This window comes from Isachenkonia alkalipeptolytica (genome assembly GCF_009910325.1).
Lineage (GTDB): Bacteria > Bacillota > Clostridia > Peptostreptococcales > T1SED10-28 > Isachenkonia > Isachenkonia alkalipeptolytica.
Genome location: NZ_SUMG01000010.1, coordinates 53648 through 68734 on the forward strand (window position 1 = coordinate 53648; position 15087 = coordinate 68734).

At 48.9% G+C, this 15087-nt stretch carries 15 protein-coding genes; 2 read left to right on the forward strand and 13 right to left on the reverse strand.

What is annotated here, in order from left to right; all coding sequences use genetic code 11:
• Positions 1 to 143: 143 nt before the first annotated feature.
• Positions 144 to 725, forward strand: a complete 582-nt coding sequence (locus tag ISALK_RS09310) for a biotin transporter BioY (protein WP_236660340.1) — start codon at positions 144 to 146, stop codon at positions 723 to 725.
• Positions 726 to 931: 206 nt separating this feature from the next.
• Here the strand turns inward: ISALK_RS09310 and ISALK_RS09315 are convergent, their stop codons facing one another.
• The 4 genes from ISALK_RS09315 to ISALK_RS09330 all read right to left on the reverse strand — a co-directional run bounded on the left by ISALK_RS09315 (position 932) and on the right by ISALK_RS09330 (position 4371).
• A complete protein-coding gene (locus ISALK_RS09315; protein WP_160721545.1) occupies positions 932 to 1756 on the reverse strand; it encodes an alpha/beta fold hydrolase in 825 nt (274 codons plus the stop codon).
• 13 nt (positions 1757 to 1769) lie between these two features.
• Positions 1770 to 2081: a nucleoside triphosphate pyrophosphohydrolase gene (locus tag ISALK_RS09320; RefSeq protein ID WP_160721547.1), complete on the reverse strand. Its 312-nt coding sequence runs from the start codon at positions 2079 to 2081 to the stop codon at positions 1770 to 1772.
• A 160-nt stretch (positions 2082 to 2241) separates the two neighbouring features.
• The gene (locus ISALK_RS09325) at positions 2242 to 2433 is read right to left on the reverse strand and encodes a DUF1858 domain-containing protein (protein WP_160721549.1); all 192 of its coding nucleotides are present in this window, start codon (positions 2431 to 2433) and stop codon (positions 2242 to 2244) included.
• Between the two features lie 114 nt (positions 2434 to 2547).
• Positions 2548 to 4371 carry an ABC transporter substrate-binding protein gene (locus tag ISALK_RS09330; RefSeq protein ID WP_160721551.1) on the reverse strand — a complete coding sequence of 608 codons (1824 nt, stop codon included), beginning with the start codon at positions 4369 to 4371 and terminating at the stop codon, positions 2548 to 2550.
• A 200-nt stretch (positions 4372 to 4571) separates the two neighbouring features.
• Between ISALK_RS09330 and ISALK_RS09335 the strand changes: the two genes are divergently transcribed.
• Positions 4572 to 5114, forward strand: a complete 543-nt coding sequence (locus ISALK_RS09335) for an NUDIX domain-containing protein (RefSeq protein ID WP_160721553.1) — start codon at positions 4572 to 4574, stop codon at positions 5112 to 5114.
• Positions 5115 to 5350: 236 nt separating this feature from the next.
• Here the strand turns inward: ISALK_RS09335 and ISALK_RS09340 are convergent, their stop codons facing one another.
• From ISALK_RS09340 to pgsB, 9 genes are all read right to left on the reverse strand, one after another.
• Positions 5351 to 6136, reverse strand: coding sequence for a TIGR03915 family putative DNA repair protein (locus ISALK_RS09340; protein ID WP_160721555.1), 786 nt, complete (start codon positions 6134 to 6136; stop codon positions 5351 to 5353).
• Positions 6136 to 7428: a putative DNA modification/repair radical SAM protein gene (locus tag ISALK_RS09345; RefSeq protein WP_160721557.1), complete on the reverse strand. Its 1293-nt coding sequence runs from the start codon at positions 7426 to 7428 to the stop codon at positions 6136 to 6138. The genes ISALK_RS09340 and ISALK_RS09345 overlap by 1 nt, the downstream gene beginning before the upstream one ends.
• Before the next feature lie 348 nt (positions 7429 to 7776).
• Positions 7777 to 8295: a dCTP deaminase gene (gene dcd, locus ISALK_RS09350; protein ID WP_160721559.1), complete on the reverse strand. Its 519-nt coding sequence runs from the start codon at positions 8293 to 8295 to the stop codon at positions 7777 to 7779.
• 110 nt (positions 8296 to 8405) lie between these two features.
• Complete coding sequence (locus ISALK_RS09355) at positions 8406 to 9248, reverse strand: universal stress protein (RefSeq protein ID WP_160721561.1); 843 nt, start codon at positions 9246 to 9248, stop codon at positions 8406 to 8408.
• 106 nt (positions 9249 to 9354) lie between these two features.
• Entirely contained in the window at positions 9355 to 9924 is a 570-nt protein-coding gene (locus ISALK_RS09360) for a GNAT family N-acetyltransferase (RefSeq protein WP_160721563.1), read from the reverse strand.
• Positions 9925 to 10119: 195 nt separating this feature from the next.
• On the reverse strand, positions 10120 to 12024 hold the full coding sequence (locus ISALK_RS09365) for a gamma-glutamyltransferase family protein (protein WP_160721565.1): 1905 nt from the start codon (positions 12022 to 12024) through the stop codon (positions 10120 to 10122).
• Entirely contained in the window at positions 12017 to 13303 is a 1287-nt protein-coding gene (locus ISALK_RS09370; protein WP_160721567.1) for a CapA family protein, read from the reverse strand. Before ISALK_RS09370 ends, ISALK_RS09365 begins: the two co-directional genes overlap by 8 nt.
• Before the next feature lie 21 nt (positions 13304 to 13324).
• Entirely contained in the window at positions 13325 to 13771 is a 447-nt protein-coding gene (gene pgsC, locus ISALK_RS09375) for a poly-gamma-glutamate biosynthesis protein PgsC (protein WP_160721569.1), read from the reverse strand.
• Positions 13758 to 15038, reverse strand: a complete 1281-nt coding sequence (gene pgsB, locus ISALK_RS09380) for a poly-gamma-glutamate synthase PgsB (protein ID WP_160721571.1) — start codon at positions 15036 to 15038, stop codon at positions 13758 to 13760. Before pgsB ends, pgsC begins: the two co-directional genes overlap by 14 nt.
• Positions 15039 to 15087 lie beyond the last annotated feature (49 nt).

Here is a 15087-nt window from a genome sequence, read left to right on the forward strand (position 1 = left end):
CGTTACAGAAACGGGAAAAGACCGATGAAAATGTTACAATACCCCATACTAAAGTAAGAAGAATTGGTACATAGCTTCGGATCTTGAAAGAAAACTTGACAAGAGACTAAAAAATCCCACTACCCGAAGAAAGGATGAGACCCATGAAAAATCTTAGAGAACTGATTTTAGTATCCCTGTTTGCGGCCATGACCTGTATTTTATCGATTTTTTTAATTCCCCTGCCCTTCACCCCGGTGCCCATCACCCTGCAGATTGTGGGAGTAACCCTCTCCGGGGCGATTTTAGGGCCCACCCTGGGCTTTTATAGCCTGGCCCTTTACACCCTCCTCGGCCTCATCGGCCTTCCGGTGTTTGCCGGGGGCGGTTCCGGCTTCGGTGCCCTCCTCGGCCCCACGGGGGGATACATCTTCGGCTTTATGGCCGGGGCCTACGTCATCGGACATCTTACCCGTTTCGGCTACGGCAAGTTTTCCCGGGGCAAGGTATCGAAGTACGTGATTCAACTGTCCGCCATGGCGGCGGGAATCGTGGTGGTCTACACCTTCGGCTCCCTTCAGCTGATGGTGGTGACAGGGATGAGCCTTACCCAGTCCGTGGCCACCGGGGCCCTGCCTTTTCTCCTTCCCGATCTGTTAAAGGTAAGCGCTGCCGCCATCGTGGCGGTGGCCCTTAGAGACGGCCTGATTAAAGCCCATCTGATTTCCCCCTCCGGTGAAATTTAGAAAAAAAAACCTCCTTGAGCATTATCACAGGAGGTTTTTTACTATTATTTTTACTATCGTTTTTGCTATCGTTTTTTGCTATCGTTTTTTTATTATCGTTTTTTTAGTTTGCTACTCTTTTTTTGTTTACTGCCCGTTTTGTTTGCGATCCTTTTTCAGCAGCTATTTTTTGTCAGCAGATAGTCCTAGTCAGCAACTTTTTCCTGTTAGCAGATAGTTCTGATATGCTTCATCACAAAACCCAGCAACAGGGTTTTCAATTCCTCTTCCTTTTCAAAAATCGTTACATGACCACAGTCGGGGATCACCACGTATTCGGCGTGGGGAATGTTCTTTGCCAGGATCTCCTGAAACTTTATGGATTTTAACAAATCCTTTTCCCCACCGATAATCAACGTGGGGGCTTTGATCAAATAAAGTTCATCGGTCATATAAATATCCTGTAAGAAGGTGTCATACAAAGCGATTTGTCCTTGGAAAAACTCCTCATCCAGGTTCTTCATTCCCCGGGCCCGTTTTTTCAATCCTTCCGGATCCTTCTCTAAAAAAGAACTGTGATAAATCGTCGGGGCCAGGTCCCAGAAAAAAGCCTCCCCGTCTTTTCTCCCGGCGGACTCTTTCCATCCCTCCACAAATAATCGAAGGGTCTCGTCCATTTCACTGACGGAATTGATCAAGGTGAGACTCTCCACCATCTCCGGGAAAAGCACTCCGAACTTCATTCCCACCTCACCGCCGTAGGAGGTTCCGATGAAATGAGCTTTTTTTACCCCCAGGGCCTTTAGCAGTTCCCGGGTCTCTTTTGCGTGGTCCTCAAAGCGGTAGGGCCCCTTGGGTTTGTCCGACAGGAGCTGGCCCTTAAAATCATGGAGAATGATTTTGAAATTTAAGGCTTCAAAGATTTTTACATAGCTTTTCCAGCTGTTGGTGGAGGCCATTACCCCGTTTAAAAACACAATGGTTTTTTCCCCGTCGGGATTGCCCTTTACTTCATAATAAAAGTTGATGTCCTTAATTTTCATATAGGCCATGGATTTTCCTCCCTTAGTCTTCTACGCTTTCCAGCAGGATTCTTTCTTCAAATCCTCCCCGCTCGGTTTTCTTATCGGCTTTGATCCGTTCCAAGCTGAAAAGATCATCCCCCCGCAGCTTTGCCAGGGCATCAATCACCTCGAGAAGGTCGGCCAGCTCTTCAAAATCCCGGGTTTCTTTAAACTCCCGGATTTCCTCCTCCAGTTTTTGAATCAGGTAGCTTTCCATTTCTTCCTCGGGGATCACCTTGGTGACCGGGGTTTTCCCCGCCTCTTTAATCATCTCCGGAATCCGGTCCCGGACCAGTTTGTTATAGTTTGTCATTCTATCACTCCTTCCATAATGGCTTACCATAAGATATTCTACAAAAGTGAAAAAACTCCTTCATTTCGAAGGAGTTTTTTGGTTTGTTGTTTGTTCACTGTTTGTTTGTTGTATTTTTTATTGTTTTTTATAACCTTTTTATGATCTTTTCACGATCTTTCTACAGGTTTTGATTTAATTGTTCCACAATCTCATCGGCGTTCATGCCGTGAACCTGGGCGGCTTCTTCAATGCTTTCCATCTGCGCTGAGGGACAACCCACGCACCCCATGCCGAAACTCCCGAGAATTGCAATAGACTGGGGATAGGTTCGAACCACATCACCGATATTCATATCCTTCGTAATTTTCATAGGATCCTTCCTTTCCTGTTGGTTTTTTTCATCTGGGTTCATTATACCCCCTGGAAAACTAGAATTCTGTGAGGAAAATCACAGTGGGGAGAAATTTTCGAATCCTTACCGCCGTTACCGTCGGTTTTTCCATTTAAACAGAAGGAATAGGGCAATTACCCCGTAGCTTGCGGTCCTCCAGGGAACGCCTTCCTCCTCTTCTCCACCATTTCCGTCTCGGTTTATATCCTCTCCGCTTAACCGTGCGGTCTCTAAGGCCCGGGTCCAGGTAAAGTGGCTGTTGGTCTTAAAATCCGTCAGCTTCTCGGTATACAGATCATAATATTCGGGGGTATACACCGGGGCGTATGCATCCTCTTCCTGAAGGATTTCGGCGATTTCAACATAATAGGCTTTCTCTTCTTCCAAGTCCTCGGTCTCCCGGGCCTTTTCGATTAGTTCGTCCAGGGCTTCATTTTGGTAGCGGCTGATATTTCCCCGGTTGGTGCCGATATTCGATGAATGGAAATACCCTTCCACGGCGCCGAGAGGAGCAAAAGGATCCAGGGAAAGTTCTAGAAACACCACATTCCACACGTCCACATTGGCGTCGGCATCATAAATCAGATCCTCCATAATGGCGTTCATGCCTCCGTAGGCGTTATCGATTTCAATTCCCAGGGCATTGGCCCAGTCCCGATCCCACAGGGGGCTTAGGGTTTCGATAATATCCGAATGGGTACTTCCTATAATCCTGAGGGTCAGTACCTCCCCGTCTTTTTCCCGGTAGCCGTCGTCGTTTAAATGCCAGCCCCCCTCCGCTAAGATCTCCTTGGCCTTTTCGAGATCATAGCTTGGATTCTTTAGGGACTGAATCCCCTCTTCATCGGCAATATCCGCGTTTTCACCGAAGAAATGGGCGGGAACCGTGCCGTAGCCTTCAAAATGGTGTTCCATCAGCTCCTCTAGGTCCATGGCGTGTCGCAGGGCTTTTCGGACGGCGGGGTCCTGGGTGGCGCCGTTTTCATGATTGAAAAAATACAGACCCTGGCTGTCGTTGTAGTACTTGTTATGGGCGATTCCATCCTCTCCCTTGGCAATCTTGATGTTTCGGATTTCACTTTGGCCGTTGATCAAATCCACGTTTCCCTGGGTTAAATCATCGATTTCCGTATTTTCTTCAATCAGCTGCATAATAATTTCTTCAATGGCATAGGTCTCTTCATTGTAATAGTGTGGGTTCCCGGTTAAATAGACATACTCCCCCATGATCAGGTTTTCTAACGTATAGGGTCCCGACCCTAAGGGCTCTGACCGTTTTTCCCGAAGCCGGGCGGTATCGTTGTATCGGTAAAACTCCTGATATTCATGTTTCGGTACAATATAAAAGCCGACACTCTCCAGATTTTCCCCGCCTCCTTGTTGAAAGCGAAATTCCACGGTTCCATCGTCGATGGCCCGCACTCCGGGAAAGTCCTCGGTATCCCCTTCCCGGTAGGATTGGTAGCCTTCTAGCTTTCGGGCATAAGTGTTGTGTCCCCCCGCATAGGAAGGGTCGGAGATCACCCGGTAGCTAAACACCACGTCCTCCGCCGTTACCGCCTCTCCGTCGGAAAAGGTGAGCCCTTCCCTCAAGGTTACGGTGATGATTTTCCCGTCCTCGCTTATCTCCCACTCTTCGGCGGCGTCTCCGGTCCAGTTTCCCTCAAAATCCCGGCGCACCAGCCGTTGAAATACCAAATCCACCACGTCGCCGTCGGCCCCCTGGGGATAATAAAAGGGATTGAAATTCCCCGTGGAGGATTCTATTCCCACGGTTAACAGGGAGTCCTCCTCCCCGCTGTATCCATAACTTAAGCCGGAGGAAAACCCCTTCCCCGGTAAGGCTCCGCTGATCAGTATCATAAGGCAGATTCCCAGTATTCCAATGAGCTTTTTTTGGTCTCTTCCTTGTTTCATGCCATAACCCTCCCTACAAATTATAACTCGGCTGTGATTTTTGTTCATTTTATCATGATACCATATTTTTTGTACTTTTGTATGCTTTTTTATACCTATGTATATTTTTTTAAGATTTACGGGCCAATTTTCCTTTTTCCCCGGTTTATGATATGCTACTAAGGGTGAAATCAACAATCCAACAAAGGACGTGAAATACTTTGCAATTACTAAAAAAAATGATTCACCCCGACCTTGCGTCCACCGAGGGAAGAACCTTTCCGCGGACCACGGCCCGGGGGATTATCCTACAGGGTGAGAACATCCTACTGATGTATACCAAGCACTACAACGACTACAGCTTCCCCGGCGGCGGTGTGGACTCCAAAGAGAATTTGCTTGAAGGACTGAAACGAGAGCTGATGGAGGAAACCGGCGCCCAAAATATCCAGGTGCTTGAGCCCTTCGGCTACATCGACGAGTACCGGCCCCATTACAAACCGGAATACGACCTGGTTCATATGGAGTCCTACTTTTACCGGTGCACCGCCTCCGATGAATTTCTGGAGCCGACCTTGGAGGATTACGAAAAGAACAACGGCATGCAGGCCCTTTGGGTCAATATTTTCGACGCCCTGGACCATAACCGCCGGGTGATTGAAAACAAAGAGGCTTCCATGGGCTTTTCCATTCTCCGGGAAACCTTTGTCCTGGAAGAGATTGCGAAAAAATACTTTCCCGATAAAGTAAACGAAAGTGCTTAAAGGAAAGTGCTTAAAGGAAAGCGCTTAAAGGAAAGCGCCTAAAGGAAAGCGCCTAAAGGAAAAAAAGTGTACCACGGGGTCCGACCCCGTGGTACACTTTTTTGGTCTTGCTTGGTCTTGCTTGGTCTTGCCGCGGCAGTAGGAGTGCTGCCGCTTTATTACTAGACTTTTTTAAAGATTGAGTATGTTAATAGTATACCCCTTTCCTTGGGGTTTCAAAACCGTCTTGAGTCTATTTATGTCTCCTTCTTAAGGGCGGGCTTTTCTCCGCCCGGGGGCGGAGCGCCCTGCATTTCCGTCAAATGCTTCCAATAGCGCTTCGGCATAAACTGCTGCTGCAGCTTTTTATTTTTCCGTTCGGTAATGGCAATACTTTGATGAAACTCCTTCCACAGGGATTGGAACATCGCCTCCCGTTGATGGAGCTTTAGCGCCCCGTCGATATTATACTCCCGCTGCAGCCAACTGCCTTGGGTGCCGATGACCAACAGGTTTCGCCCTTCGTCGTGGATCATCCACCGCTCCGGCCCTAAGCGATCGGCAAAATGAGGGGCGATCAGGCCGAGGATATTATACTTCGGTTGGATTTTTCCGTACAGCGTCCCGTCCTCCAGCTCCATAAACCGGGTAAGGCCCAGCATTCGATGTTTTTCCCGGAGGACTTTTTGCACCAGACCGTGAAGATTTTTTACTGCGTCCTCGGTGATACAGGCATCGATATCCCTTCCCTTTTGAAAGCCCAGGCGAAGATATCGGTAGATCCTGAGGCTGTGGGAGGCCTCCTGGGAAAGATAGGCGTAATAACAGTTTTTAAGAGCCTCTCGGGAGATTTTTTCTTCAATCCCCCGGTACACCCGGTCCGCCTTCTCCTCTTCGGTTTTAATGAAGCGGTAGCTGGAGACAAAGTCCTTTTCCACCGCCCCCTCCACCTGTATATCGGTGGGCCTCAGTTTTTCTAAGTAACAGACAAAGACCACGGTCAGCAGGCCTTCGAAGGTGCCGTCATAGGTTACAATCCGCATTACAATTCCCCCAGCACTTTGCTTTTTGCCTCGGTTTTTAGGATGCTTTTTTCGTAGAGATCAAAAATCGAGAGCTGCTGATGATGATTCTTTGGCTTTTGAATCAGCTGTCGTCGGATATTTTCGGGATACAGGGCGATACCGCCGTAGTACTTTCCCCGACAGGTAATAAAGTACTTCGCCCGTTTCAGGACGATACCGATTTTCTTTAAGTCCTGATAATTCAGGGCGGCCACCCGCCGGGCCTTGATGATTTTCCTTGCGGAGCGGATTCCCACCCCGGGGATTCGAAGCAGCTCTTCATAGGTGGCTTTGTTGATTTCGATCGGAAACAGCCCTAAGTTTTCCAGGGCCCAAAAACACTTGGGATCCAGGTCCAGATCGAAATTGGGATTGCCGGGGTTGAGCAGTTCCTTCGCCGTGAAGCCGTAGAAGCGAAGGAGCCAGTCCCCCTGATACAGGCGGTGCTCCCGAAGGAGGGGCGGTTTTGTTTGCAGGGCCGGTAGGCGGCGGTTTTCGTTGGCGGGGATATAGGCCGAATAATACACCCGTTTCATGGAATAGCGGTGATAGAGCCCTTCGGAAAGCCGAAGAATGTTTAAATCCGACTCGGGGCTGGCCCCCACAATCATTTGGGTGGTTTGCCCCGCCGGTAAAAAGGCGGGGGTATGTTTTGAGATCTTTTTTTCCGACTGATACACGGCGAGCTCCTCTTTCAAAGAGGCCATGGGCTTTAGGATACTTTCCTTTTTCTTTTGAGGGGCCAGACTCAGCAGGCTTTTTTCCGAGGGCAGCTCAATATTGATGCTCATCCGGTCCACGTAGTTTCCCGCCGCATGAATCAGGGCCTCGTCGGCCCCGGGGATGCCTTTTAAGTGAATGTATCCGTTAAATTTCGCTTCCCGAAGGCCCTTGACCACGGCTAAGAGCTGCTCCATGGTATAGTCCGGATTTCTAACCACGCCGGAACTTAAAAACAGGCCTTCGATGTAATTTCGTTTATAAAAGTTCAGGGTCAGTTCAATAACTTCCCGGGGGGTAAAGTTGGCCCGCTCTACCGGGTTGGAGTTTTTATTCATACAGTAGATGCAGTCGTAGACACATTCATTGGAAAAAAGAATTTTCAGCAAAGAAACGCAGCGGCCGTCCTCGGTCCAGGAATGACAGATCCCGGCCTCGGAGGCACTGCCCAGGCCTCCCGGGGTGTTTTTCCGGTTGCTTCCGCTGGAGGAACAGGACACATCGTACTTTGCCGCGTCGGATAATACTCTTAACTTTTCTTGAAGTTCCATGCCATCACCCTGCTTTTTGATTACTCGATTTTATACATCCAGTATAGCACAGAACTGCTGTTTTATCAAACGTTTGTTCTTCGTTTCCGGCCGCCACTTATCCCCCCCAGTCTTGCTACGGAGCCTATCCTCGCGGCGGTATTTCCCTGACACAATATTTACCTGCAGTCTATTTATCTACAATCTTATTTATCTGCAGTCTATTTATCTACAATCTTATTTATCTACAGTCTTATTTATCTACAGTCTTATTTATCTACAGTCTTATTTATCTACAGTCTTATTTATCTACAGTCTTATTTATCTACAGTCTTATTTATCTACAGTGAAATTTACCCATAGACGTCCCTACTCAAAATCCTTATACAGATAACTGGGCTGAATCCCTTGGTTGTTTTGGTACTTTCCGCTGTGATAGGCCTCGTAGTCCCCTTCAATGGTATGATAGTACAGTTGACAGATCTCAATATGGGGATAAATCCGGATGGGCTGGATGCAAAAGATTTCCAAGGTCCAGTAACCGGAAAAGCCCACGTCCCCAAAGCCGGCAGTGACGTGAATGAACAGCCCCAGCCTTCCCACGGAGGATCGCCCCTCCAGCATAGGCACCACCTTTAAGGTTCGGGTGTATTCCATGGTTCTTCCCAAATACAGCCGGTTCGGAGCTAATACCAGGCCCTCGGGAGGGATTGTGATCTTTTCCACCTTGTTTTCCTTTTTCATATCCAGCACATCATCGGTGTACATCAGTAGCTCGTCATGGAGCTTTAAGTTGTAGCTGTTGGGATTTAGCTGCTCTTCCCGGAAGGGCTCGATAAACAGATCCTTTCCCATGCGTTTTTGAATTTCCTTGCCCGACAGTATCATTGCTTCGCCTCCTAAGGTGTGGGTTTGATGGATTCTTTCTTTTTTTCAAAAAAAGCACCCTTTCGGATGCTTCACCGGTTTCGGTTTTCTCAAAGTATTCTCTTAATAACTTATCTCGATGGAAAAATCAGCACCGGATTTTTCGACTGTCTTGCCACGGCGTCTATGGTGCTTCCGATTAAGAGTTTTTCAATGGCTCCCGTCCCCCGGGTAGCCAAGGCGATGAGGGTAGCCCCCTCTTCTTCCGCCACCTCCATAATATTTCTTGAGGCGGTGCCTTCCCGTACATGACTTTGGACTTCATAACCGTGGTATAGGAATTCCTCTTCCATAATGGCCAGTCGTTCCTTCCACTCTTTCTTGCTGTTTTCCAACTCCTGCTGATTTTCACTTTTTTCAACTACGGAAACCAGAATAACCCCTTGTATGCCCTTCGTTTCTTTGATCTTTTCCATCATCTCAATGGAGTGTTCCGAGAAATCCACGGGAATCAATACCTTAGAGAACTTTTGCGTGCAATAGGGTTCCATTTTCCCCTCTTCAATCCCCAAGTATTTTTCGATCAACAGCGGGGTTTCCGTCATTCTGAGAACATCAAAGGTGGTGCTTCCAAGGTAACGGCTTTTGATATAACCTTTCCCATGGGATCCCAACAGGATCAGGGAAACCGCTTCCTCCTCGGCGGCCCGGGCGATCTCCACACTGGGAACACCGGAAGTGATTATTCCTTTTGCCTGCAGACCCATTTCCTCCATTTCTCTTTCGATCTTTGCAAGTTTTTCTTCGTTCTTTTGTTGCAGGGCTTCATCCTGAGCTTCCCCGGAGTCGATATCAATCACATGAAGTACTACCACTTCCCGGAGCCCAGACTTTTGCAGCTCGGCAATGCATTTTACCAGCTTCTCCGCCGGAGGAGAAAAATCCGTACACAGCAAGACTTTTTCCAATAACATGGGTTCAACGCTCCTTTCCCTTAACCCGAAGGTCAAGACATTTTATTATCAGCTACTTATATTTATACCCCGTTTCTTGCACTTTACCTTATAATTTTGCTAATTCTTATTTCTTTTTTCTTTTTTCATCCCCCGGATCCTTGAATTCCTCCTTCAGTATTCCCATTTGAATTTTATCCCGGTACTCACCCTTGTGGAAAAACTTCTGCCGTTGCCGTCCCTCTTCTTGAAAGCCGCAGCTCGAATAGCAACGGTAGCCCCGTAAGTTGTAATCATAGACCTCCAGCTCGATTCGGTGAAGATTCATCCGGTGAAAGGCAAAGTCCAGCAGCAAACGGATCGCCTCCCGGCCGTAGCCTTTGTTGAGATTTTCAGGATTCCCGATAACCAGACCGATTTCTGCGCAGCGGTTTTTCCAGTCGATTTTGAACATGTCGATCTGTCCGATGTATTTTTCCGACTGCCGGTCTCCGATCACAAAACCCTTGGTATTGTCGCTTTTCCCCTCCATCATGTGGCTTAAAAAGTTCTCCGAGGTCACTATGCTGTGGGGATACAGAAAAATATCCGATAAATAATCGGTGATTTGTGGATCGTTAACCCATTTCCGGATGTAGCGCAGGTCTTCCTCCTGGTATTCCCGAAGTACGATCCGATCTCCATAAATTCTAGCCATCATCTTTCCCTCCTTTTTTTAATCCATCCTTCTGATGCTTACTACTATTATTCTCCATCCACGGAGAAAACTCCTGCTGAAAAAGCGGTGAAAATCCATAAATTATGTGAAAATTCCCCCGGAAATTGAACCGAAAAAAATCCCCGGGACCGCTACTCCGGGGAGTGTTCTCATTTCCTTATTCTTCTCTGTTTTTTATTCTTCCCCGTCCCAATTTTTAATCTGCCAGGTGCCCCGCCGCCGGTCATCGCCGCCGCCGTAGATGCTCTTTACAAAACCGTTTTCGTCGATTTCAAGACCCAGGGCCTGGATCCCTCCGTAAAAGATACTGGAGGTGTTGGTACGAACCGACCAGCCTTTTTCCCGCAGTTGACTGATGACCGCATCATCCAGGGGCTCTTCCACGTAAATGGAGCCGTCCTCGAAGTAAAATCTCGGCTTCATAATGGCCTCCTGCAGGTCCAGGGGATTTCCCCCTTCGTCTTTTCCATAATAAAACTGCATAATGGTTTGGAAGACATGGGTGGGTATCCGCCGACCGCCGGGGGTTCCCATGCCCAGCACCGGTCTTCCATGTTCCTCCAAAATCAGGGGAGAGACAAAGGTTCTCGGCCGTTTTCCCGGTTGATAATAATTCGGCGACTCGGGGTCATCGCTGAAGTTTCGGGATTGGTTGTTCATAAAAAATCCCCCCACTTCAATCCCGGCACCGAAGAGCTCCCCTAAGGTATTGGTCACGGAGACCATCCGCCCCTCCCGGTCCACCACAACAAAATGGGTGGTATTCTTCGGATCCCCTCGTTCCCCGGGGGAATCAAAAAGGGATTCGATCTCCGACATACTCGGTTCATTTCCCGGGTCCATGCGCACTTCCGACAATAATTCCTCGGTGTACTCCAGAGAGGTTAAGGCGTCTTGGTCCACCTCTTCAAAATCCGGATCCCCGATGGTATCTAAGCGGTCCTCATAGGTCACCCGGATTATTTCATTCATCAAATGGATGTAGTCCCCTGTCAGGGCCTCATCCCTTAGCAGATCCCCTAAAAAGAAGCCTTCCTCCATATTTGCCCCTTGATAATACTCGCTTAAATCCAGTTGCGAGGCCATTTGCAGGGCTTGAATGGTTACGATGGCGGAGGTGGGATTCGCCGCACCGTAAATGGTCTGTTCCCGCCAACGGTCTTCGCTTTCATCGTAAAAGTGAAATTCCCCTTTGGCCGGTTCATCCACATTGACGTCATAGGCCAAAAGGTCCGCCTCGGTCATTCCCGTCCGTCGGCGGATCGCCTCGGCGATTTCTCCCTGGTAAAAGGCCTCGGATCCTCCTTGCTGCACTTTCTCCAGAGAATCGGCAAGCTCGGGCATCACCAGGAGTGCTCCGTTGTTTATGGGGTGCCCGTCGGGATACAGCCGTTCTTGTACCGGTCCTTCCTTTAAATACCGGGCTCCGTTGATGGCTTGAATATGAAACATCTCCGTTACGCGAAACCCTTCCCGGGCAATTTTAATGGATGGTTCTAACAGGGCTTCCCAGGACAGGGTCCCATGATCCTGATGCAGGGTTTCCATCCCCATGACCATCCCCGGCACCGCCATGCCCCGTTCCGGTCCGCCCCAGGAGGAGCTGGCGCTTAAGGGTGAGATCTCCCGGTAGTCGTAGCTGTACACCCCTTCTTCCGGATCATGGAGGACTAAAGCGCCGCCGCCTCCCATCCCGGAGCCGTAGGGCTCCACCACGTTTAAGACAAAAGAGATGGCAATGGCCGCGTCCACGGCGGTACCCCCGGCTTCCATGACTTCCATGCCCGCTTCCGCCGCTATGGGGTGCATGGCGCTGACGCCGTAAAAGTCAATGGAGTAATCCGGTTCCTCCTCCTCTCTGGCGTTCTCCGCCGCAATGCGGTCAGCCTCCCTTGCGGCCTCCCGCTCCTCGGGGGTTAAACCGTCGTCGGCACTGAGCTTGGCAATTTGATTTTGTAGAAACGCCCGGGAGACCTCCTCCTGGTTCGCCGCTTCCAGATAGGTCCAGCCGAGGAGGGATACAAAAATAATTCCCGAGAGAATGTAAGTGCCCATTAAATATTTTCGAAAATTAATCATTCAAATTTCCTCCTTGAAGGACCTTGGTCTTTTCCAGATCAATGACGAGTCTGCCGTTTTCCACACGGTAAAGATCGGAATCCAAGTCTTTGCTCAGCATTCTGAAAATCCGTCGGTCCCGGTAACCCTTCATCAGCCCTCCGGTTTCTCTGGGAGTGGCGTTTTCAATCCACATGGGCACAAAGGATAATTCTTTGGATCCGTCGGTTAAAAAGTCCAGCTGGGCGATGGTGGATTCCTTCGTGGTGGTCCAGCCCTGATCAAACACAAAATTCCCCAGGCTGTACATCACCAGGGTTTCATGATCCCGGTCCTCATTTAAGGGATCTCTTCCTTCTATGATACTGGCGGACTGCAGCACATGGGGATGGTGGCCGATGATAATATCCGCACCGTAATCCGCCATAAACTGGGCATCTTCCTGTTGGTTTTCATTGTATCGAACCTGGTACTCGTCTCCCCAGTGAATGTGGACAATGGCCAGATCCGCCCCTCCGCCACCTTGGGCTTTTGGGGTTTTTGCATGGATCAGTCGATTGGCCAAGACATCCATGTTGGGACTGGTAAACACGCCCCCCACATTCTCACTGGCGTCAAAGCCCCGGACATAGGAATCGGTAATGCTGATGATGGCCCCCGTTGAATCCTCTCCCATATCAAAATAGGAGATTCTCGAGGAGTCCTTCAACCCTTCATTGACCTGTCGGGTGGAGAGATCCAGCCCGTGGCCGATACCCAGAACTTCCACGTCGCGGTTTTCAAAGTGATCCAGGGTTTGGTACAGGGATAAGTCCCCGTAATCCAGGGAATGGTTATTAGCCAGGGTTACAGAGTCGAAATGGGCCCCTTCCAGGGCATCAATGGCCCAGGGCAGGGCATGGAGATGAATGTCCTTGTGGCGCAGGGCCGCCTCCTCCATTTGCGCTTCTATTTCCGGATCCTCCGCATCGACGATGGGGGACTCCAGGTTTCCCGTGACGTAATCCGATTCCTGAAAATATGGGCGGACATATTCAAAAACATAATCAATATGAAAATCATTCATCAAGGCGTGCTCTTCCACGTGGCGACCCATCATCATATCCCCCACCATGCTGATTCGATACTCCACATCCTCCCCCCGGGTACTTTCCGGTGCGCTGGAGGTAAAGATCCAGTGATGACTTAAAAAAGGAAGGGCCAGAAATATCAGCAACACCGTAGCATGGAAGCTTGCTCTTTTTTGATGCCACTGATGAGAGAGCATTCGTTTTTCCTGCTTCGTTAACTCCTTAGACATAATAAACTCCTTTCCCCTTTTCTACAGCAGCTGATAAACCGTAAGAAACCCAAAGGTAACGGCGGACAGCAAAAACGTGGAAGCAAAGGTGGGTAGGACCCCTTGTTTCCCAATGGTATTGGCAATCAGTCCCGGAACAATAACCCCGATTCCCCGAAGTTCCAGGACGATAAAGGGGGTGAGACTGAGAAAATCAAACCCCATTTTCATTAAGATGCCCACGGTGAGCATGGCGGCAAACTTCCGCCGGCCATATAAAACCGTCACCCGTTCCAATCCCTGGGTGACCACTAAATACGTCAGTAGGCTGATTACCCCCACCACCAACACAAAATACACCTGATCAAACACTAAGGCTAAATATCCGGGAACCACCAGGCCCGAGGGCACGACTCCGGTTTTTTCCGCATAGATTAATGATATAATGACTCCGACAACGATGGCTATATATAAGTCAGTTCCGAACATGGGCGGTTACACTCCTTTGGGCTCTATTATCTTCTGAAACATTTTTGTCCCGGACCTTTGAATAATAGTCCTTGATCTCCTTTGGTTTATCCCGGACACAAAGCTCGTCGATGCCATGGGCAATTTCCTCGCCGCCCCCGTGGATATTTCCAATTCCGTAAACCAGGGTGTTCCCCGGAATTTTTTGAAGAAAGTCTACGACGGCTTCCGGCTTTTTGTTTTCCAAATTAATCAATTCCTTCGCCGGGATCCGCTTTTCCTCAAAGGCCTCCACAATGGGACGCACGGTTTTCCCCGTAAGAATCAGCTGATCCATGGAGAGATCGGGAAGCACCTCGTTGGCAAATTGTATGGTTCGGTCCACCCGGTCCTCCCGACAGTTCATAATCACAATTTTCCGTTGAAGACCTGGATATTCCTCCTGTATTCTTTCCCAGATATTTTTTGTGGAGGTTGCATCATTGGCTGCAAAGCCGTTGAAAAAGTAACTGGGTTCCTTGGCACTGCCAAAGTTTTTGACAATCAGAGCGCCCGGGTCCACCGGTGCATAGACCATTCCCTTTAGGGCGGTGGTTCGGTCAATTCCCCACAAATCCGCCAACACAAAACCGATGGCCACATTTTCAGGAAACATCATATAAGAGAACCGGTCAAGATCCTTTTGGGTAACTTCATCGGGATCTGCGATCAGTACTTTTGTTTTTCTCTTTTTCGCCTTCTTTCGAAAATACTCTTCGTAGGGGTTGGGGGGCATGATTAAATATCCTCCCTGGGGGATGGTCTCACTAAAGGCTTCCGCCACCTGATCCAGGGTGGGTCCCATTACATCCAGATGATCCTCGATAATATTGGTGATTACCGTGATATTGGCCTGGACCAACCTTTTTTGAAAGGTGATCTGGTACTCCGGGTTTACCGCCATACATTCGGTGACCAGGGCCTCGGCCCCTTTTTTGGCCACCTCTTTTACCACCCATTTCTGTTCGGAAATATTGGGGCCCTGGAGGCTTCGTATGATTTCAATTTCCTCTTCATCGTCCCAATAAAACAGTCGCGGCATGGTTCCTGTGGTTTTTCCCGCTACTTTATATTCTTTTTCCCGTAACATTCCCATCAACAATCGTGTTACCGTGGATTTTCCCCGGATGCCGTTGACAAGAATTCTTTTAGGAATCTTTTTTAATCTTCGCTGTAGCCGTATCCGCTCCCACACGCCAAAGAGCAGGATCAATCCCGCAAAGATGCTGATATATGCCAATTCGTTCATGAAAGGGCCTCCTCTGAAAATTAACTGATTATTCCCAAAAAATAAAAAT